Source organism: Streptomyces sp. NPDC031554 (genome assembly GCF_055580685.1).
Map to the genome: position 1 here is coordinate 365793 of NZ_JBVIKX010000003.1, position 18257 is coordinate 384049.

At 73.7% G+C, this 18257-nt stretch carries 16 protein-coding genes and 1 pseudogene; 9 read left to right on the forward strand and 8 right to left on the reverse strand.

All coding sequences use genetic code 11. The features are described 5' to 3' along the window. Positions 1 to 86: 86 nt before the first annotated feature. Positions 87 to 1397 carry an LCP family protein gene (locus ACZ5FU_RS10285; RefSeq protein WP_451527847.1) on the reverse strand — a complete coding sequence of 437 codons (1311 nt, stop codon included), beginning with the start codon at positions 1395 to 1397 and terminating at the stop codon, positions 87 to 89. A 719-nt stretch (positions 1398 to 2116) separates the two neighbouring features. On the opposite strand from ACZ5FU_RS10285, the gene ACZ5FU_RS10290 reads away from it, so the two are divergent. Further along, positions 2117 to 3136, forward strand: coding sequence for a glycoside hydrolase family 26 protein (locus ACZ5FU_RS10290; protein ID WP_468834150.1), 1020 nt, complete (start codon positions 2117 to 2119; stop codon positions 3134 to 3136). A gap of 52 nt (positions 3137 to 3188) precedes the next feature. Then, entirely contained in the window at positions 3189 to 4139 is a 951-nt protein-coding gene (locus ACZ5FU_RS10295) for a peptidoglycan DD-metalloendopeptidase family protein (protein ID WP_468834147.1), read from the forward strand. Positions 4140 to 4189: 50 nt separating this feature from the next. Here the strand turns inward: ACZ5FU_RS10295 and ACZ5FU_RS10300 are convergent, their stop codons facing one another. Next, positions 4190 to 4681, reverse strand: coding sequence for a DUF7144 family membrane protein (locus ACZ5FU_RS10300; RefSeq protein ID WP_468834144.1), 492 nt, complete (start codon positions 4679 to 4681; stop codon positions 4190 to 4192). 180 nt (positions 4682 to 4861) lie between these two features. Between ACZ5FU_RS10300 and ACZ5FU_RS10305 the strand changes: the two genes are divergently transcribed. From ACZ5FU_RS10305 to ACZ5FU_RS10315, 3 genes and pseudogenes are all read left to right on the forward strand, one after another. Continuing rightward, positions 4862 to 5392 (forward strand): hypothetical protein, encoded by a 531-nt coding sequence (locus ACZ5FU_RS10305; protein ID WP_451527851.1) that lies wholly within the window; start codon positions 4862 to 4864, stop codon positions 5390 to 5392. A 170-nt stretch (positions 5393 to 5562) separates the two neighbouring features. Beyond that, complete coding sequence (locus ACZ5FU_RS10310; RefSeq protein ID WP_468834142.1) at positions 5563 to 6036, forward strand: carboxymuconolactone decarboxylase family protein; 474 nt, start codon at positions 5563 to 5565, stop codon at positions 6034 to 6036. A 10-nt stretch (positions 6037 to 6046) separates the two neighbouring features. Next, positions 6047 to 6163: pseudogene (locus ACZ5FU_RS10315) on the forward strand (IS481 family transposase); the annotation flags it as partial. On the opposite strand, the gene ACZ5FU_RS10320 reads toward ACZ5FU_RS10315, so the two are convergent. Then, positions 6160 to 7305, reverse strand: coding sequence for an FAD-dependent oxidoreductase (locus tag ACZ5FU_RS10320; RefSeq protein WP_451527853.1), 1146 nt, complete (start codon positions 7303 to 7305; stop codon positions 6160 to 6162). The pseudogene ACZ5FU_RS10315 and the gene ACZ5FU_RS10320 sit on opposite strands and share 4 nt — an antisense overlap. Positions 7306 to 7546: 241 nt before the next feature. Between ACZ5FU_RS10320 and ACZ5FU_RS10325 the strand changes: the two genes are divergently transcribed. Continuing rightward, complete coding sequence (locus ACZ5FU_RS10325) at positions 7547 to 8140, forward strand: TetR/AcrR family transcriptional regulator (protein ID WP_468834138.1); 594 nt, start codon at positions 7547 to 7549, stop codon at positions 8138 to 8140. A gap of 306 nt (positions 8141 to 8446) precedes the next feature. On the opposite strand, the gene ACZ5FU_RS10330 is transcribed toward ACZ5FU_RS10325, so the two are convergent. Further along, entirely contained in the window at positions 8447 to 9229 is a 783-nt protein-coding gene (locus tag ACZ5FU_RS10330; RefSeq protein ID WP_468834134.1) for an MOSC domain-containing protein, read from the reverse strand. A gap of 183 nt (positions 9230 to 9412) precedes the next feature. Here ACZ5FU_RS10330 and ACZ5FU_RS10335 point away from each other — a divergent pair, with 183 nt between their 5' ends. Further along, entirely contained in the window at positions 9413 to 10168 is a 756-nt protein-coding gene (locus tag ACZ5FU_RS10335; protein WP_451530401.1) for a DUF4142 domain-containing protein, read from the forward strand. Positions 10169 to 10179: 11 nt separating this feature from the next. Here the strand turns inward: ACZ5FU_RS10335 and ACZ5FU_RS10340 are convergent, their stop codons facing one another. After that, complete coding sequence (locus tag ACZ5FU_RS10340) at positions 10180 to 11880, reverse strand: glycoside hydrolase family 13 protein (RefSeq protein ID WP_451530402.1); 1701 nt, start codon at positions 11878 to 11880, stop codon at positions 10180 to 10182. A 280-nt stretch (positions 11881 to 12160) separates the two neighbouring features. On the opposite strand from ACZ5FU_RS10340, the gene ACZ5FU_RS10345 reads away from it, so the two are divergent. After that, on the forward strand, positions 12161 to 13132 hold the full coding sequence (locus ACZ5FU_RS10345) for an LAETG motif-containing sortase-dependent surface protein (protein WP_469045202.1): 972 nt from the start codon (positions 12161 to 12163) through the stop codon (positions 13130 to 13132). Positions 13133 to 13345: 213 nt separating this feature from the next. Here ACZ5FU_RS10345 and ACZ5FU_RS10350 read toward each other — a convergent pair whose 3' ends face one another. Together ACZ5FU_RS10350 and ACZ5FU_RS10355 are read right to left on the reverse strand one after the other, a co-directional pair. After that, positions 13346 to 14878: an AAA family ATPase gene (locus ACZ5FU_RS10350; protein ID WP_469045203.1), complete on the reverse strand. Its 1533-nt coding sequence runs from the start codon at positions 14876 to 14878 to the stop codon at positions 13346 to 13348. A 92-nt stretch (positions 14879 to 14970) separates the two neighbouring features. Next, positions 14971 to 15933 carry a nucleoside hydrolase gene (locus tag ACZ5FU_RS10355; protein ID WP_469045204.1) on the reverse strand — a complete coding sequence of 321 codons (963 nt, stop codon included), beginning with the start codon at positions 15931 to 15933 and terminating at the stop codon, positions 14971 to 14973. Positions 15934 to 16666: 733 nt separating this feature from the next. Between ACZ5FU_RS10355 and ACZ5FU_RS10360 the strand changes: the two genes are divergently transcribed. Continuing rightward, positions 16667 to 17437, forward strand: coding sequence for a hypothetical protein (locus ACZ5FU_RS10360; protein WP_451778382.1), 771 nt, complete (start codon positions 16667 to 16669; stop codon positions 17435 to 17437). Positions 17438 to 17477: 40 nt separating this feature from the next. Here ACZ5FU_RS10360 and ACZ5FU_RS10365 read toward each other — a convergent pair whose 3' ends face one another. After that, on the reverse strand, positions 17478 to 18197 hold the full coding sequence (locus ACZ5FU_RS10365) for a GAF and ANTAR domain-containing protein (protein ID WP_469045205.1): 720 nt from the start codon (positions 18195 to 18197) through the stop codon (positions 17478 to 17480). Positions 18198 to 18257 lie beyond the last annotated feature (60 nt).

The window sequence follows — 18257 nt, forward strand, 5'->3', positions numbered from 1 at the left end:
CGATTCGCCGCTGTTGTGGCGACCAGCTCAAGATCAATGTTACACGGTTGTCCGCGCCCCGCCAACCCGGGCCGCGGAGGACCCCGTCAGCCCATCTCGTCGACGTCCAGGTCCGGCCCGACGACCAGCGTGACGACCCCCGCCTGCGCGTCCGCCGCCGCGGCCGACCGCGCCTTCGGCAGCCGCGAGGACAGCACCGCGGCCTGCTTCTCCAGCCCGGCCGGGAAACCGACGGACGTACGGGTCACCGTCTCGGGGGCGTTGCCCGTGCCGCTCACGGTGAAGCCCATCGTGCGGAGCTTCTCGGCGACGGCAGCGGCCCGTCCGGACCGCCCGGTGCCGTTGAGGACCCGGACGCTGACCTGGGAGGCGTACACGAGGTCCTTCGCCGCGGCCTGCAGCCGGGCCTTGGTCGTCTCCTTGTCCTTGGCCAGGGAGGTGAACAGGTCGGCCGCCTGCGGGTACTGCCAGACCACGTTGGCCTTGTCCGTCGGGACGTCGGCCTCACGCGGGTAGTTGGGCACGGTGAGGAAGGCCAGCCGGTCGCTGGGTATGCCCTTGAGTTCGTCGGCCAGCCCGTAGATCTGCTTGATGCCGGCCAGGTCCGGGTCCGTGGTCAGCGACTTGGTCGCGGACTGCAGGAAGCCGTAGAGGGCGTTGGGGCTGGTCAGTTTCGACTGGGCCTTCTCCGCGAGGGCGTCCATGAACTCCTGCTGGCGGCCGATGCGGCCGATGTCGGAGCCGTCGCCGACGCCGTAGCGGACCCGGACGTAGCCGAGGGCCTTCTCGCCGTCGACCGTCTGGCAGCCGGCGTCCATCTCCAGCTTGGCCTTGTCGGACTTGATGGGCTCCTTCGGGCAGACCTCGATGCCGTCGAGCGCGTCGACCATGCCCTTGAAGCCGGAGAAGTCGACCGACATGAAGTGGTCGATGCGCAGGCCGGTGTGGGCCTCGACGGTCTTGATGCTGCACGCGGCGGCCTCGGCGACCTCGCCGCTGGTGCCGCCTATCGCGAACGCCTCGTTGATCTTGGCCTTGTGCGGGGTGGAGGTCTTGCCCCCGCCCATCTCGCAGGAGGGTATGTCCACCCAGGAGTCGCGCGGGAAGGACACCACCGCGGCCCATTCCCGGTTCGCCGGTATGTGCAGCACCATGAGCGTGTCCGACTGCATGGTGGTCAGGTCCTTGCCGTACTCGGCGTTCGCGCCGTCCCGGCTGTCGGAGCCCACGATCATGATGTTCTTCGAGCCCGGGCTGAGGTTCTCGGGCCGGTCGCCGCCCAGTTTGTCGTCCACGGCGGCGGAGTCGATGTTGTTGTTGAGGTCGTTGTAGACCCACGCACCGACACCGCCGACACCGAGGACGACCACGGCGGTCGCCCCGGCGCCCCAGGCCACGACCCGTCCGCGCCGGGTCAGCCGCGTCCCGCCGGGTCCGCCCCGGTCTCCGCCGCCGCGCCGCGCCCCGCTCCCGCGGCCGGTCGCCGCCGCCTGGATGTGTCCACGCCTTCTCGTCCCGCTCACCGGCGCTCGCCTCCGCCTCGGCCGTTCTTCACCCCGTACACCGTGCTCGGATCGTCCGGTGTTGGATCTTCGTGGACGACGAAACCCTACATGCGGGTAGACATACGTCCCGGATACCCCTGACGTCTCACCAGACTCCGGTACGGGCCGGATGGTTGCCCTCTCCCGTCAGGACGGGCACACGTGTCCGTCGCCCGGCGGTCCCGGCGATTGCGCCCGCGGCCGCACGGTCACCGGCAGCACCCGCCCGCGCCGGTGGACGAGCGTCTCCAGGTCGCCGTGGCCGTACGCCCGGGGCAGGCGCCCCCCGCGGAGCAGCTCGCGGGGGCTCGCCCGGGAGCGCCGTACGGGCGAGGAGGCCGGGGAGGGCCGGTGGCACGCGGGAAGCGTGGCGGCGGCCCGGGCCCGTCGTCCGTCACGGACCGGCGCGGGAGGACGCCGTCGAGGTGCTCCCGGTCCGGGGGCGGGGTCCGGTCCGGGGGCGGGGTCCGGTCCGGGGGCGGGGTCCGAACTGCTCTTTGGGTCCGTCTCCGTCCGGGTGCCGCGGGACCGGTCGTGCCTTCCGGGGTGCGTGCGGTCGTCATCATGAGCCGGTGCCTCAGCTCCTGCGTGTCGTCCTCGGGGCGGTCCTCGCCGCGGTCGCCCTGGTCGCCTGGCCCCCCTGCGTGCCGTCCGGGGGCGGACCGCCGGTGCCCGCGGGGGCGTTCGGGGCGTACGTCGGGTACGACGCCGACGGGGTGCGGCGGATCGCGGGGCTGGACGGGTGGGTGGGGGCGGCGACGCCCCGGGTCGGGCGGGCGTACCTGCCCGGGGACCGGTGGAGCAACATCGAGGGGGCGCCCGGCTACCTGGAGCACTGGGCGCGGTGGCGGACGGCCCGCGCGGACCGGATGTTCGTGCTGAACGTGCCCATGCTGGAACGCACCGAGGAGCCGCTGCCCGACGCCGTCGTCCGGGCGGAGCTGCGGGCGGGCGCGCGCGGCGCGTACGACGGCCACTTCCGGACGCTCGGCCGGCGGCTGGTCGGCCTCGGGGTGCCGGACAGCGTGCTCGTCGTCGGCTGGGAGATGAACGGGACCACCTACACCCACCGCTGCGGGCCGGACCCCGCCGCCTGGAAGGCCTACTGGGCGCGGATCGTGACGGTGATGCGGTCGGTGGCGGGGCAGCGGTTCCGGTTCGAGTTCACGCCGAGCCGGGGGCGGGACGCCGTCCCGTGGACCGACTGTTACCCCGGCGACGCCCACGTCGACGTCATCGGCATGGACGCCTACGACCAGCCGGCGGGCATGTCCTTCGCGGAGCAGGTGAGCGAGCCGTACGGGCTGGCGGCGCACGTGCGGTTCGCGGCGGAGCACGGCAAGCCGGTGTCGTACCCGGAGTGGGGACTGTTCCGCAACGGGGACGACGCCGCCTATGTGCGGGGCATGCTCGGCTGGTTCGCCCGGCACCGGCCGCTGTACCAGACCGTCACCGACTACTGCCCGCACGGGGTGTGGCGGTGCCGGGACAATCCGCGGGCGTCGGCCGCCTACCGTGCGGGTCTCGCGGAGCGGCGGGCCGGCCGTACGGCGGGTCGCGGCGACGTGTCGGCGGCGCATCCGTTCGGCTGAACGCCGGGCGTGCCGTTCCGCCCGTCGCGACCGGCGGTCCGATGATCCCAAGATGCGACGAGAACACCACGCGCGCCTTCCGCGGACGTGCCTCGCCCCGGCGCGAAAGCCCCTGGCCGCCCTCCCGTCCGCCCTGGTGGCCGCGCTGCTCGCGGGTGTGCTGCTCGCGGGTGCACTGGTGGCGCTCACCGCGCCGTCCGCCGGGGCGGCGGGCCGCACGGTCCCGGCCGCCGCGCCGCCCGGCGGGACGGGGAACGCGGTGCTCCGCGGGGGGACCGCCCGGGCCGTGCGCGCGCACGAGAAGGCCCGCGCCCGCGTCGACCGGCTGCGCGCGCGGGACGCCCTGCCCGAGAAGGTCAGGTCCGCCGAGCGGCGCCGCAAGGCGATCCGGGCCGGGTTGTGGGACGCGCTGTGGTCGGTGGCCCGCGGCCTGCGCGACCCCGTCGCCGTCGACCCCTCCGGACGCGCGGGCCACTGCCCGGCCGCCCACGGCCGCGGCCGCGCGCCCGGGGGCCGGGCCGTCGGGACCGACGGGACCGACAGGAACGACAGGAACGACAGGAACGACAGGAACGACAGGACTGAGAGCGACGGGAACTGGACGGCTCCGACCCGCCGCTTCCGCCTCTCCGCCGGTTACGCCGCCCGCGGCTCCCACTGGGCCCACCGGCACACCGGCCAGGACTTCGCCGTGCCCGCCGGGACCCCCGTGCACGCCGTCGGCCCCGGCACCGTCCGCGCGACGACCTGCGGCGACGGCTTCGGCAACCAGGTCGTCGTCCGCCACCCGGACGGCTACTTCACGCAGTACGCCCACCTGTCCCGCATCGACGTCCGCAAGGGCGAACGGATCGCGGCGGGCCGGCGCCTCGGCCTCGCCGGCGCGACCGGCAACACCACCGGTCCGCACCTGCACTTCGAGGTGCGGATCACGCCGTACATGGGGTCCGCGGTGTCACCGCTGCCGTGGCTGCGGAGGAAGTCGGTCGACATCGGCGGGTGACGTGCGCCCCTCCCGGCGCCTTCGGGCCCGCCCCGGCCGCCCCGGCGCCCTCAGCGCGCCCGCCCCGGCCGGTACACCGCGAGGGCCCAGATCACGAAGACGTCGATGGCGATCAGGACGATCGACCAGACGGGGGCGTACGGCAGGAACAGGAACTGCAGGACCAGGCTGACGGAGGCGAGGACGATGCCGGTGACTCGGGCCCAGGTCGCGCCCTGGAGGACGCCCCAGCCGGCCACCGCGGCCACCACGCCGACGATCAGCAGGATCCAGCCCCAGCCGGTGAGGCTGATCTCGTAGACGTAGTCGCCGATCCGGCCGTACACGTCGTCCTCGGAGATCGCGGCGATGCCCTGGAAGACCGCGAGGAATCCGTTGACCAGCATCAGCACGCCCGCGAAGGTGGCTCCGCCGGCGGCCAGGCCGCTCTCGGCGGACGGTCCCGAGGACCGGCCGTCCGCACCGGCGGGACCGGTGCCCTGGTGCGAGGGGTCCCAGACGGGGGAACCCCCGCGTTTTCCGGGCTGCGCCGTCTCGGCCATGGCCGTACCCGCCTCTCTGTCCGTCCGTGGGGTGTTCCGTCCCCCCGACGATCCGTCCGGGCGCGGGACACCACCACGGGGAGTGGGCCGCACGGGTGAGCCGGCATGCGCGGCGGGACGGTCCGGCCTTCACTGGGGGAGATCACGGGAACCCCGCCGACCCACGACGCCGGAGGCACCATGCCCGCCCACCGCACCCGCCCGGCCAGGGCGACCGCCCGCACCGCGACCTGCGCCGCCGCGCTGCTCGGCCTCACCGTCCTCACGGGCTGCTCGGACGGGGACAGCCCTTCGGGGGTGGCCAGCCGGGCCGCGTCCGCGGCGGAGTCGGCTCGCGACCGGGCGACCGCCGCCGCGTCCTCGCTCGCCTCCCGGGCCACGGAGGGCTTCGCGTCGGCGACCGCGGAGGCGGGCCGCAAGCTGGACGGGATCACGGGCGGGGCGGAGGCGAAGGACGACGTGAAGGCCGGCACCCCGAAGGCGGACGGCGACCGCACCGTGGTCGAGGTGACCGCCACCAACACCGACGACACGACGAGGTCCTTCGCCGTCCAGGTCGACTTCACCGACCAGGACGGCACCTGGCTCGACACGGTCGTCGTCACCGTCCCCGACGTCCCGGCCGGCAAGCCCGGCACGGCGACGGCCCGCAGCAACCGCCGGCTCTCGGGCGAGGTCGAGGCGAAGGTGCCGCGGGCGGTGCGGTACTGAGACGTCGCGGCCGAGGAGTCGACCGGGACCACCGGGCACGGCGCCGGGACCGCCACCGCGGTCCGGGTGACGCAGGTCACTTCCCTCTGGTGTCAGAACGACGGAGGCCGTCCGGTCAAGGGAGTGCGGGCACACCCGCCGCACCACCCACGACGACACAGGAGCCCACCATGGAAGCCCGGTTGAACTTCGTGGCCAGCCCGGTCGCGGCCAAGGCGATGAAGCACGTCGTCGCCGCCGCCATGACCCTCGGGGAGTCGACGCTGCCCGCCTCGACCCGTGAACTGGTCATGCTGCGCGCCAGCCAGATCAACGGCTGCGCGGGCTGCGTCGACATGCACACCAAGGACGCCGCGGCGGCCGGGGAGACCGCGCAGCGTCTCCACCTGGTCGCGGCCTGGCGCGAGGCGAAGGTCTTCACCGACGCCGAACGCGCGGCCCTCCGACTGGCGGAGGAGGGCACCCGCATCGCCGACGCGGCCGGCGGCGTCCCCGACGAGGTGTGGGCCGAAGCCGCCAAGCACTACGACGACGACCAGCTCGCCGTCCTGGTCGCCCAGATCGCCCTCATCAACGCCTTCAACCGTGCCAACGTGATCACCCAGCAGCCCGCCGGGGACTACGTGGTGGGCCAGTACCGCTGACGGGACCGGACGACGCGAAGCGTTCCCCGGCTGGCTCCACACCCACCATCACCACCGCGGACACACCGCGCTGAAGGGCCGACCACCCGCCGGCCGCGTCCCCGACCTCACAGGGCAATGCACCTAGCGCCGGGCGTCGTTGTCGCTGCCGACGTCGGGTGCGTCGGTGGACAACAGGTGTTCGGCGCCGCCTTCGAGGGCCTTGGCCGTCTCGGTGGAGCGGGGGAGCATGGTCTTCTCGTAGGTGCGGATCGCGTCGGCGACGGTGGTGGCGTTCGCGAGAGCGAGGGCGATCTCGCTGGCGTCGAGCATGGCGAGGTTGACGCCGACGCCGAGCGGGGGCATGAGGTGGGCGGCATCTCCGAGCAGGGTCACCGTCGGGTTGTGTTCCCACGTGTGCGGGACCGGGAGGGCGAAGATCGGACGGTCGACGTAGGGGCCGTCGTTCTCGGTGATCATCCGGCGCATGCGGGGCGACCAGTGGGCGTACTCGCCCAGGAGCAGGGCGCGGATGCCGTCGGTGTCCTCGACCGTCAGGCCGCTCGTGCTGATCCAGTCGACCGGGACGCGTCGGATGATGTAGACGCGGATGTGGTTTCCACTGTTGCGCTGGGCGAACAGGCCGCGCTCGCCGTCGGCTGCGTGGGCGCTGCCCTGGCCGACCAGCTCGGCCAGGTCCGGGTGCCGGTTCTCGACGTCTGAGAACCATGCTTCCAGGAAGCTCACCCCGGTGTATTCGGGGACGGCGGGGGACACGGCCGGGCGGACGCGGGAGGAGGCGCCGTCGGCGCCGATGACCAGATCGGTCTGGACGGTCGTGCCGTCGGTGAAGTGCAATCGCCGCGGACCGTCGTCGGGTCCACTGATCCTGTCGACGGCGCGGCCCCAGCGCACGGTTCCCGGTCGCAGGGAGTCGAGTAGCAGGTTGCGCAGCTGGCCACGGTCGATTTCCGGCTTGAAGAGTTCGTCGGGCGCCGGGACTTCATGGGACGTGATCGTGCCGGTCGGGTCCATCCGGCGCATTTCCTGCCCTTCGGGGCGGGCGAGCTGGAAGAACTCGTCGAGCAGACCGGCTTCGCGCAGGGCGATCTGGCCGTTGTCGGCGTGCAGGTCGAGGGTGCCGCCCTGGTTGCGGGCGTCGGGGCCCCGGTCGCGGTCGTAGACGGTGACCGCCATGCCGTGCTGCTGGAGGATGCGGGCGCAGGTCAGTCCGCCGGGGCCGGCACCGATGACGCTGATGCGTGCCCGGGCGGGTTCTGGAGAGTTCATGGTTGTCCCTTTCGGTCGGCGAGGAGAGGCGAGCAGGCCGGGCGTCGTCGACCTCGGCACCGACACCGGACGTGCCCCGCGGAGGGCCTCTCAGGTGAACAGGTCGGCGCGGTGCGGACGATGACCGGGCCGACGAGGACGTGCCGCCCAGGTGCTCGCGCAGATCCATGGAATCAGAGCGAGTAGAAAAGTGCAACGACTCTACTTAGCGACTGATTCGACTATCGAGTACGCTGTAGTCATGACTGTGCCCTCTGTCAGCCGCCGCGACCGCAAGAAGGCGGCCACCCGGCAGGCGATCGCCGACGCCGCACTGCGACTCTTCCTGGAGCGCGGCTACGATCAGGTGAGCATCCGTGACATCGCCGACGCCGCCGACGTGTCGACCGCTACGGTGTTCAAGCACTTCAGCGGCAAGGAAGCACTGGTGTTCGACCAGGACGACGACCGGGAGTCGCAGCTGATCGCCGCGGTGCGGCAGCGCCGCTCCGATCAGAGCATCCTCGATGCCCTTCGACAGCACGTCCTGGACACCTGGCCGTCGATCGAGGCACATCCCCAGGCGGCCGAGTTCACCGACCTGGTGAACTCGACGCCGGCGCTGCGCGCCTACGCCGAACGCATGTGGACCCGGTACACCGACAGCCTCAGCGCAGTCATCGCCGACGAGTCCGGCGTGGGGCACGACGACCTCGCATGTGTGGCTCTCGCCCGATTCGTACTCGAGATCCCGGTGCTCGCTCGCGGCCGGCAGGACCGCCGGGCCGCCGTCGAGGCAGTCTTCGACATCCTCACCCACGGCTGGGAGCCGCCGGGCAAGCCGCCCGCGCCGTAGCACCTGGACCGTTTCCCGGGCCCGTCCTCGACCAGCCTCGGCTTGCCCCACCCCACCTGTCGGTCGCACTCACCCCCTCCCTGACGAACGGGACCCGACACCCCGTCACTCCACAACGGCGAGCGCCTCGTTCCGATCCCGGTCCCAGGGTCTTTCGTTCGGACCAGGCCGGATCGGGGAGCGGGGTCCGGTGCCGTGCCTCGCGAGGCGGAGGAGGGAGTCAGGGCGGAGCCCTGGCGACCGACGACGACGCGGCGGGGTGCGGTGCCCAGGCCCGCGAGCCCGGCCTGATTCGAACGAAAGGCCCTAGGCCTCCGCGGCGTCCAGGACCTCCACCGCGTCCCCGACCGCCACCCTCCCCTCCCGCACCACCCTGAAGTACGCCCCGAAGACGGTGCCGCCGTCCTGCGCGCGGCGGTGGTCCGCCAGGGTGCGCAGGGGTTCCGGACCCGCCCTGCGGCCCGTCTCCTGGTCGACCATCGTGATCGCGCAGCGGACCGTCAGCTCGGTGAGGGCGAGTCGGGCGTCGCCGACCAGGAGGCGGGCGGCGGTGTCCTCCGTGTGCGGGGTGTCCCAGCCGTCCACGACGACGTTGGGGCGGAAGCGGTTCATGGGGAGCGGGGCGGCACCGCGCGCGGCCAGGCGCCGGTTCAGCAGGTCCAGGCTCGCGCGCGAGACCACGTGCAGGCGGCTGTCGTTGGCCGCGGTGCCGCCGGGGACCGGCCGCACGCGCAGCAGCCGGCTCGGACGGCCGAGGACCCCGCTCACCCACGCGGCGGCCTCCGCGCCCTGGTCGACCGCGCCGTACGGCTGTCCCGGCACCTCGACGACCTCCTCGTCCGCCTCGTCCTTCCCGGTGACCCGGAGTGCGTCCCGGCCCGGCGCGCGCAGGACCAGCCCGGCGCCGTCGTCCACGAGCCGGGGAACGATCAGCGCCATCCCCGGGTCGCCGCCCTGCCAGCGCGGTCCCCCCGCCTCGTCGGTGATCACGTAGGCCCGGTCGTGCGGCAGCCCGTCGGGCGTGATCCGCGTCCCGGACAGCGGGACCCCGGCGCAGCTCTTCACCGGGTAGTACGTCAGTGCGGTCACCCTCGCCCGTTCCGGCACGGCGACTCCCTCCCCCGTCGGCTGATACGACAAGTTTTGCCGGAAGCGGTGAGTTCCGGCGGCCGTTCGTCCGTACTCCTGGGTATTGGACCCCGCCGGGCACGGACGAGTACGGGCGGTGTTCCCGATCAGGCAGGAGGAACGGTGCGCTTTTCGCGGAACGCGATGGGAACTGCCTTCGTGGGCGGCGCCCTGAGCTTGACCCTCGCGGCTCTGGCCTATCCGTCGATGCTGGGGCTGGACACGGTGTCCACCTCGGGCGACCGGATCATCGCCAACACCCAGTGGGGGCCCCTGACGGAGGGCGACCGGGACTTCGTGGTCAAGGTGCGGGCGGCCGGGCTCTGGGAGTACCCCCTCGGAGTGATCGGACTGCAGAAGGGGCAGAGCCCGGCGGTCAAGACGGCCAGCGAGCACCTGATCGACGGTCACGCCGCCCTGGACACGACCTGCCGCAAGATGGCGCCCATGCTGAACATCACCCTGCCCAACGTGGCCAGTCCGCAGCAGGTGGCGTTCGTCAACCAGATCAACGCGAAGACAGGCAAGGACTTCGACGTCGACTTCGCGAACATCCTGCGCATGACGCACGGCTCGATCTTCAACACCATCGCGAAGGTCCGTTCCACCACCAAGAACACCCTCATCCGGGCCTTGGCCGACCAGGCCAACGACACCGTCCTGGACCACATCACGGTGATGGAGAAGACCGGTCTGGTCGACTTCGAGCAGACCCTCTTCCAGCAGACCACCCCGCCGAAGCTCCCCAGCTCCGACCTGACCCCGCCGCCACCGCCCGCGGGCCAGCCGATGGTCGTCCTCACCCCGCCGCCCACCGCCACGGCCGTGCCCGTGGACATCGACGCCGCGGCGGCGGGAGCCGGGGTCGCCCCGGCGCCCGCCCCCACACCGACGGGGTGAGACCGGCGGCCTCAGGCCAGCCACACCGTCGTGTCCGGGCCGATCCCGCCGTCCCCGGCCGGCGGGGCGCTGCTCAGCAGCACCTCGCCCGGCGGACACGGCACCGGCGCGTCCGACAGGTTGGTGACGCACCGCCAGCCGTCCGAGCGGGCGAAGGACAGCACACCGGGCGGGGTCTCCCGCGCCCAGGTGAGCTCCTCGCCGTCCAGCAGCTTGCGGCGCAGGCGCAGGGCGGTGCGGTACAGCTCCAGGGTCGAGCCGTCCGTGCCGTCCTGGGCCTGGACGGCGTACCGCGCGAAGGACTCCGGCTGCGGCAGCCACGCGCCGCCCGCGCCGAAGCCGTACGACGGGCCCGTGGTCGTCCACGGCAGCGGCACCCGGCAGCCGTCGCGGCCCTTGCGGACCCGGCCCGTCTGCTCCCACAGCGGGTCCTGGAGCACCTCCACGGGCAGGCCGGCGACCTCGGGCAGGCCGAGTTCCTCCCCCTGGTAGACGTACGACGACCCCGGCAGCGCCAGCATCAGCAGGGTGGCCGCGCGGGCCCGGCGCAGGCCTGCCTCCTCGTCGACGTGCGGGGCGCGGCCGCCGGACAGCAGCCAGGTGTTCTCGTCCGTGCCCGGCGGGAGCATCAGGCGCGAGGCGTGGCGCACGACGTCGTGGTTGGAGAGCACCCAGGTCGCGGAGGCGCCGACCGCGCGGGCCGTGGCGAGCGAGGACGTGACGACCTCGCGGATCGCCTCGGCGTCCCAGGGGGTCTGGAGGTACTCGAAGTTGAAGGCCTGGTTCAGTTCGTCGGGGCGGGCGTACAGCGCGCGGCGGGTGCCCGGCACCCAGGCCTCGGCGACCGCCGTACGGGGCGGGGAGTAGGAGTCCAGGACGCGGCGCCAGTCGCGGTAGACGTCGTGGACCTCGTCGCGGTCGTAGAAGGGGTGACTGCCGGGGGTGAGGGTCGCGAGCACGTCCTCGGCGCCCGCCCCCGCGGCACCGAGGTCGCGCAGCGGCTCGGTCAGGTCCTTGGCCAGGGCGTGCGCCACGTCCACGCGGAAGCCGTCGACGCCCCGGTCCGCCCAGAAGCGCAGGGTGGTGCGGAAGTCCTCGCGGACCTCGTCGTGGTCCCAGTTGAGGTCGGGCTGCTCGCGGGCGAAGAGGTGCAGGTACCACTGGCCGTCCGGGACGCGCTGCCAGGCGCTGCCGCCGAACACCGACCGCCAGTCGGTGGGCGGGAGTTCGCCGTGCGCGCCGCGCCCGTCGCGGAAGACGTAGCGGTCGCGGGCCGGGGAGCCGGGGGCGGCGGCGAGGGCCTCCCGGAACCAGGCGTGCCGGTGCGAGGTGTGGTTGGGGACGATGTCGACGATCACCTTCAGCCCGAGGCGGTGGGCCTCGGCGACCAGCGCGTCGAAGTCGGCCAGGGAGCCCAGGCGCGGGTCGACGGCGCGGGGGTCGATGACGTCGTAGCCGCCGTCGGCCAGCTCGGACGGGTAGAACGGGCTGAGCCAGAGCGCGTCGACGCCGAGCGCGCCGAGGTGCGCGAGGCGCCCGGTGATCCCCCTCAGGTCGCCCACGCCGTCACCGTCGGCGTCGGCGAAGCTGCGCGGATAGACCTGGTAGACGACGGCCTGGCGCCACCAGTGGGGGTCGTGGGCGGAGAAGTCGGGGGTGGACGGCTGGTCCGTCCCGGGTGCGGGCACGAAGTCGGGCACGAAGTCGGTCACGTCCACCAGCCTGTCCACTTTGCCGGGAAGGCGAACGTCCGCCCCTTGCGGAGTGGATCACTCCGTACGTGGGGGAGATGTGACGGAATCTTGAACTCCCCTGTGTTTGACGCAGGTTGACAGGCCTCCGCTCCGCGACCCACGATGAGCGCACGCCGTGGCGCATGTGACCGATGGGCCCGGTGTTTCTTCCGAACCGCCGAACTGCGCCGTCACCCGGGCATCGCCGTGCCGCGACGCCGCCGTGACGGGCACTCGCACTCGCCAAGATGGGAATCGCATGTCCATAGCGAGACGTGTTTCCGTACGCCGCCTGCTGGGGACGGGCGCCGTGTCACTCGCCCTGTGCACCGCGTCCGTCGCCGCCGCCTCCGGGGCCTGGGCCGGCACCGGGACGCCCGGCGGCGACGGCTGGAAGTCCGGCGGTCAGTACCAGCCGGGCACCGGGGCGGGCACCGAGACGGAGACCGACCGCTGCCAGTTCTCCCTCGACGGCGTCCGCTTCCACGACTCCGTCAAGGTCGACGACCAGAACCTGAAGCCGACCGGCGACGGCCAGGTCCACCTCACCGTGCGGGCCGCCGACAAGGCCACCACCTGCACCGCCTCGCTCGCCTCCTACCTGGCCCACGGCCCGGACTTCCGGACCTCGGGCAAGCAGGTCTTCGTCGACTTCGACACCGTGACGGTCCGGGCCGGTGAGACCGCCACCCTCGACATCGCCGTGCCCGACGCGGGCTGCCACGCGCAGATCGACCTCTACCGGGGCGCCGTGAAGTTCGACGGCAGGCTCGACGCGAAGGACGGCTTCGACCACGGCGACCTGCCCGAGGGCCCGGACCGCCCGGTCATCAAGGACAAGCTGATCGCGGCCTGGAACGGCGGCACGAAGGACTGCACCCCGGCCGGGCAGCCGCCGGCCGAGGAACCCCCGGCCGAGGAGCCGCCCGCCGCCGAGCAGCCGCCGGCCTCCCCGTCCACGGAGGCCCCGCCGTCGACGCCGTCGACGCCGTCCACCGGGACGCCCTCGGAGACCGCTCCCGCGGGGACCCCGTCGCCCTCCGCGCCGGAGCCCTCCGCCTCGGAGTCCACCCCGGCCGCGGCCCCCACCCCGAACGGCGGTGGCGGCGACCTCGCCGAGACCGGCGCCGACAGCAACACCCCCGTCATCGCGGGCGGCGCGGCGGCCCTGCTCCTGGGCGGCGCGGCGATCGTCGTGGCGACCCGCCGCCGCAAGGGCAGCCAGGCGTAGCGCCCCGACCGCCGTGCGGGTGACGGCGGCTCACCGAGTCGCCGTCACCCGCAGCAGCCAGGCCTGACCCTGCCGCGAACCGCGGTGGGCGATCTCGCGGACCGGCCGCCCCGACGCCTCCGAGGCGCGGGGCGGCCGGTTTTTCCTCCCGTCGCCCCTCGCCGTCGACCGGCGCGGTTCCCGCACGAGGCTCCCTGAGCCCGGTCCCACCCGTCAGGACGGCATGGCCGTCGGCATCGCACGACCGTAGAGTTCGTCGAGCCCGATCAGCAGGGCATGGCCTCGCTCCGCTTCGGCCCTGAGCGCGTCGCTGAATCCCGCGGCGCTGAAACAGGCCAGTCCGCATCGCGTGGTGTCCATGCCTCGTCCCGTCAGGAGATCCTTCGCCCGGCGGAGCCGCTCCAGGTGGTTCAGACCCATGACCGTCCCCCACTTCGCCTCACCGAGCAGGGTGACGGCGGCCCTGGTCCCCCCGGATCCCGGTTCGACCGCGGCCACGTCGACCTGGATCTGCCGGCGTTCCCTCGGATCGGTCACCACCCCGTGGCCGACCTCTCCCAGTGACGTGCCGAGCAGAGAACGCCCCGGCCCGAGCACGTACTCCCGGCACACGGCCTCGAAGTGCGGACCGGCCACCTGGGCCGCGAAGCGCTCGGACGACTGCGCCCACACCTCTGCGGCCTGTCCGCTCTCGAGGCGTGCCCAGGCCGGGCGCATGACGGCCTCATAGAAGTTGATCAGCGGCTCGGTGATGCGGTACTGGGACTTCCCGGCCCGGAAAACGTCCGTCTCCCGCGCCAGCAGGTGGCTGTCCTCCAGGACATTGAGCGGATGAGAGATGTCCACGGACTTGCGCCCTATGTAACCGGCGATGCCACCTCGCGTCGTGTTGCCCTGCGCCACAGCGGCGAGCACCGAGTGATAGAGCGCGGTGTCACGGATGTCCGCCTCCTCGGCAAGCAGATACCGCGCTTCCCGGAACAGCGGGCTGAACGGTGCGAGGACGGTGCGGCAGACCCAGTCGTCGAAGTCGCCCATGCTCACCGGCACGTCGTCCGCCAGGAACTGACGACGGTATGCGGGAGTGCCTCCGAGGACGGCGTGCAGCCGTACGGCGAGCGCGGGGTCGTCGCCGACGCTCCAGAAGTCCGCAGCGGCCCGGTATCCGAAGGGCCGTACGACCAGTTCCAGCTGCGCCCGGCCACGCAGAGGAGCGGTACTGGCCAGCAGCCCGCCCATGACGGACATGGCCGAACCGCACAGGAGCAACCGCATACGGCTCTCCTCCACCTGGTGACGGTCGATCTCACGCTGGATGAGTGAAGGCAGTTCCGGAGCCACCTTCACCAGGTACGGAAACTCGTCGATGACCACGAGCAGCGGGGCGTCCGTCGTCGCCCCACCGGCAGCCCGGCGTTCGGGGGCGGCGACCCCGAAGAGATAGGAGACCGCATCGTCCCAGGTGGCGAAGGAGAAGGACACGGGAGAGCCGGTGAACTCGGCCAGCGCGGAGCTGAACTGCCGCAGGGACTCGGCCTCCGTCGCCGCCGTGGCACCGAAGTAGAAACCGCCGTACTGCTCGACGAGTGCCCTTAGCAGATACGTCTTGCCCATGCGCCGTCGGCCGCTGACGATCCCGAGCATGGCGTGCGGGACCGGTCGTCCCGCGAAGGCGGCCAGCGCGTCCCACTCGGTACCGCGGTCGAACACGCGCGACGGCTTGTCCCGCCGATGCTGAAAGGGCAAGAGGACTCCTTAGGACCACACCCCTAAGGAGTGTAGTCCTAAGAAATCCCCCCTGTCCGTTCCTTTCTCGGCACGCGGAGGTCAGTACACCCCTAAGCCCCCTCGACGACCGTCAGCCACAGCTTCACGTACCGCTCCGCGTCCACGCCCAGCCCCACGTCCACCAGGGTCTGTTCGCGGGTGCCGTGGTGGATCTCGGACTCGCCGTGGCGGGGGCGGCGGTCGACGACGGTCTGCCCCCGAGTGGGACCCGGGGCCAGGCTCACCTCGACGGGGAGCGGTTCGGTGGTCAGGCCGCCGGGGTCGACGACCGCGCAGACCGCGCCCGCGTCGCCGAGGCCGCCCGTGGGGGTGGGGTCGCCCGAGGTCGCCGGGTCGCGGTGGGCGAGGAGTTCGCCCGCCATCCGCAGGCGCGGCTCCGCACTGGCCCGCAGCCGCTGGACGTCGGCGGCCGGGACCAGGACCCTCTTGAAGACGTCCAGGCCGTACATCGTGATCGGGACCCCGGCCGTGAGCAGGATCGCGGCCGCCTCCGGGTCGTGCCACACGTTGAACTCCGCGACCGCCGTCGCGTTGCCGGCCGCCACCGCGCCGCCCATGAACACGATCCGCTCGATGTTGCCCACCACCTCGGGGTGTGTGCGCAGCAGCAGGGCGATGTTGGTCAGGGGCGCGGTGGGGACCAGCGTCACCGGCCGCGGCGAGGCGAGGATCTCGCGGCGCAGCAGCGTCACCGCGTCCACGTCGACCGGGCGGCGGGTGGGCGCGGGCAGCCCGAGGTCGCCCATCCCGTCCGCCCCGTGCACGTGCCGTGCCGTGCGCACCGGCTCGATCAGCGGGCGCTCGGCCCCCCGCGCCACCGGGACGTCCCCGGCCCCGGCCTGCTCCAGCACCGTCAAGGTGTTGCGGACGACGCCGTCCACGTCGGTGTTCCCGGCCACACAGGTGATCGCCCGCACGTCCAGCCCCGGATGCCGTACGGCGAACAGCAGGGCCAGGGCGTCGTCGACCCCGGTGTCGCAGTCGATGATCACCGGAATGGGCTGACCGGTCACGGCGGTGCTCCTCTGTGGGCGGTGTGCGGTGGGCGAGGCGGTTACCCCGGTGACCCTACGCAGCGGGCCGCGGTCCGGCCCCGCGTTCCGCGACGGGCGCGGCGGGCCGGGGACGGCGGGCCCTGATCCGGCGGGCCCCGGCCCGGTGGGCCCGTCCCGGCAGCTCCGGGCAACGGTTCCGGGGCAACGGCTCCGGCCCGGCGGCACCCCGGAAGTCCGCCGCCCACCACCGTCCGTCGCCCACCACCGTTCGTCGCCCGCCGCCGTCGGCCGGTGCGCCGCCGGGACGCACTGCGGCGGTGCCGGAAGGAAGGTGGACTCGGCGGGAAGCCGGCCCCGGGCTGCGCTCCCGGTCGGGCGCTCCCGGCCCGGCGGTCCCGGTCCGGCGGTCCCGGTCCGGCGGCTCCCTCCGGCCCGGCCGTCCGCCGTCCGCCGTCCGTCGGCCGGTGCGCCGCCGGGACACGCCCCGGCGGCGGCATCGGCGGGAAGGCGGCCGGGCGGGTGCCGGCGACGTCGTGAGGAAGGCGGCCGGGGGGTGCCGGCGGGGCGGTGGTTGCCCCGGACGGACCACCGCGCTGGTCGGCCGGGGGCGGCGGTGGTGCCGTGGGAGGGAGCACTTCCGCGAGCCGGGGCGGGGACCCCCACGGGCCCCAGGGCTCCCGTCCCCCTCCCCCCTCCCCCTCGCCCCGCGTCATCCGATCCGGTGCGCACCGGCCACTCCAGGAGGCCCCCGATGACCCGCCGCACCCTCCTCGCCTCCGTCCTCGCCGTCGCCGCGCTGGTCGCCGTCACCTCCTGCGCCACCCTCGGGCTGGAGCACCCGCCGACCGCCCGGCGCGCCCTGCCCACCGTCGAGAAGTCCGCCCCGGCCCGGCCCAGCGTGCCGGCCGCCGCCTCCGTCCTCACCGACGCGCAGGCGCACGCCGCGCTCCTCACGGGCACCGACCTCGGCGAACCCTGGACCCCGACACGCGGCGCCGCCACCTGGCGGGACGGCATGCTCAAGGCCACCACCCCCACCGCCGACTGCCAGAAACTCCTCGACGGCCTCTACAGCGACGAACTGCTCGGCGCCCCGCCCCGCGCGGTCGTCGCCCTCGACGACGCCGACACCGGCGCCCAGCTCCGCTACCAGGTCTCCGACCGGCGGCCCGCCGACGCGGACCGCGCCCTCGCCTGGCTGGAGACCCTGCCGCGGAAGTGCGCCCGGTTCACCGCCAAGGCACCGGACGGCACGGTCCTCGACGCCACCGTCACCGGGCAGTCGCTGCCCGAGGTGGGCGACGTCCGCCAGGGCCTGCGCGTCACCCTCACCGACTGGGGCACCGACGGCGACCCCGTCGCCCTCGCCCTCGACGTCGCCGCCGTCCGCGCCGGCCAGGACACCTTCGCCCTCACCAACGGCGGCCTCACCGACGTCCCCAACGAGGCGACCCAGATCGCCGTCCAGCTGGGCGTGCAACGCCTCACCGAGGTGCGCCGGCAGGGGCGGGTGCAGGTGTGAGGGGCGGGTCCGGAAGGGGCCGGGACCGTCGGGCGCCGGCTCAGTCCGGGTCGAAGCGGGCCGTGCCGGCCACGACCTCCTGGGCCACGTCCATGACCGTGCGGCCCTGCGCGAAGGCGTGGGCCCGCAGCAGGGAGAGTGCCTCGTCGGGGTGGACGCCCCGCTGGGCCATGACCATGCCGACCGCCTGGTGCACGCCGTCGTGACCGGTGGCCAGGGGGCTCAGCCAGACGCCGTCGCCGTACCGGCCGGCGTCCTCGTCGTGGGGCAGGGCCATGAGGGCCGTCGTCAGCAAGTCCGCCACCAGCCGCGCCGTACGGACCTCGTCGGCGGCCAGCTCGCCGGGGACGTCCCGGTAGAGGTCCAGGGTGCCCACGCACACCGCCGGGTCGCCCAGGGGCAGCGCGTACACCGCCCGGACCCCGGCGGCCGCCGCCTGCTGCGCGAAGACCGGCCAGCGCGAGGCGTCCCGGCCCGCCGTGAGGTCGGCGGCGAACACCGGCGCTCCGGTCTCCGCCGCCGCGAGGCAGGGGCCGTCACCCAGCGTGGCCTGCACCTCCATCAGGTGCGCGGCCCGCTCGCTGCTCGCGCTCACCGGCACGGGCACCCCCTCACCGCGCAGCGAGACGCTCGCGCCGATCACCGGCAGCAGCCGTACCGCCGCGGCGCACAGCCGCTCCGGCACGTCCCGGGGTTCGGCGCCCCGCACCTCCCGGGCGATCACCTCGGCGGCCCGTTCCCGGTCCCGGTCCTCCGGCACGGCGTTCACCTCCCTCCGGGAGTCCGGCTCCGGACTGCTCACAACCCGCCGGGTACCGCC

Bases quoted from the DNA above. Each gene is read 5' to 3' on its own strand.
- ACZ5FU_RS10305 (WP_451527851.1), top strand. From the start codon at position 4,862: ATGCCCGCCCACCGCACCCGCCCGGCCAGGGCGACCGCCCGCACCGCG.
- ACZ5FU_RS10320 (WP_451527853.1), bottom strand. From the start codon at position 7,305: ATGAACTCTCCAGAACCCGCCCGGGCACGCATCAGCGTCATCGGTGCC.
- ACZ5FU_RS10360 (WP_451778382.1), top strand. From the start codon at position 16,667: ATGACCCGCCGCACCCTCCTCGCCTCCGTCCTCGCCGTCGCCGCGCTG.
- ACZ5FU_RS10325 (WP_468834138.1), top strand. From the start codon at position 7,547: ATGACTGTGCCCTCTGTCAGCCGCCGCGACCGCAAGAAGGCGGCCACC.
- ACZ5FU_RS10345 (WP_469045202.1), top strand. From the start codon at position 12,161: ATGTCCATAGCGAGACGTGTTTCCGTACGCCGCCTGCTGGGGACGGGC.
- ACZ5FU_RS10310 (WP_468834142.1), top strand. From the start codon at position 5,563: ATGGAAGCCCGGTTGAACTTCGTGGCCAGCCCGGTCGCGGCCAAGGCG.
- ACZ5FU_RS10295 (WP_468834147.1), top strand. From the start codon at position 3,189: ATGCGACGAGAACACCACGCGCGCCTTCCGCGGACGTGCCTCGCCCCG.
- ACZ5FU_RS10335 (WP_451530401.1), top strand. From the start codon at position 9,413: ATGGGAACTGCCTTCGTGGGCGGCGCCCTGAGCTTGACCCTCGCGGCT.
- ACZ5FU_RS10300 (WP_468834144.1), bottom strand. From the start codon at position 4,681: ATGGCCGAGACGGCGCAGCCCGGAAAACGCGGGGGTTCCCCCGTCTGG.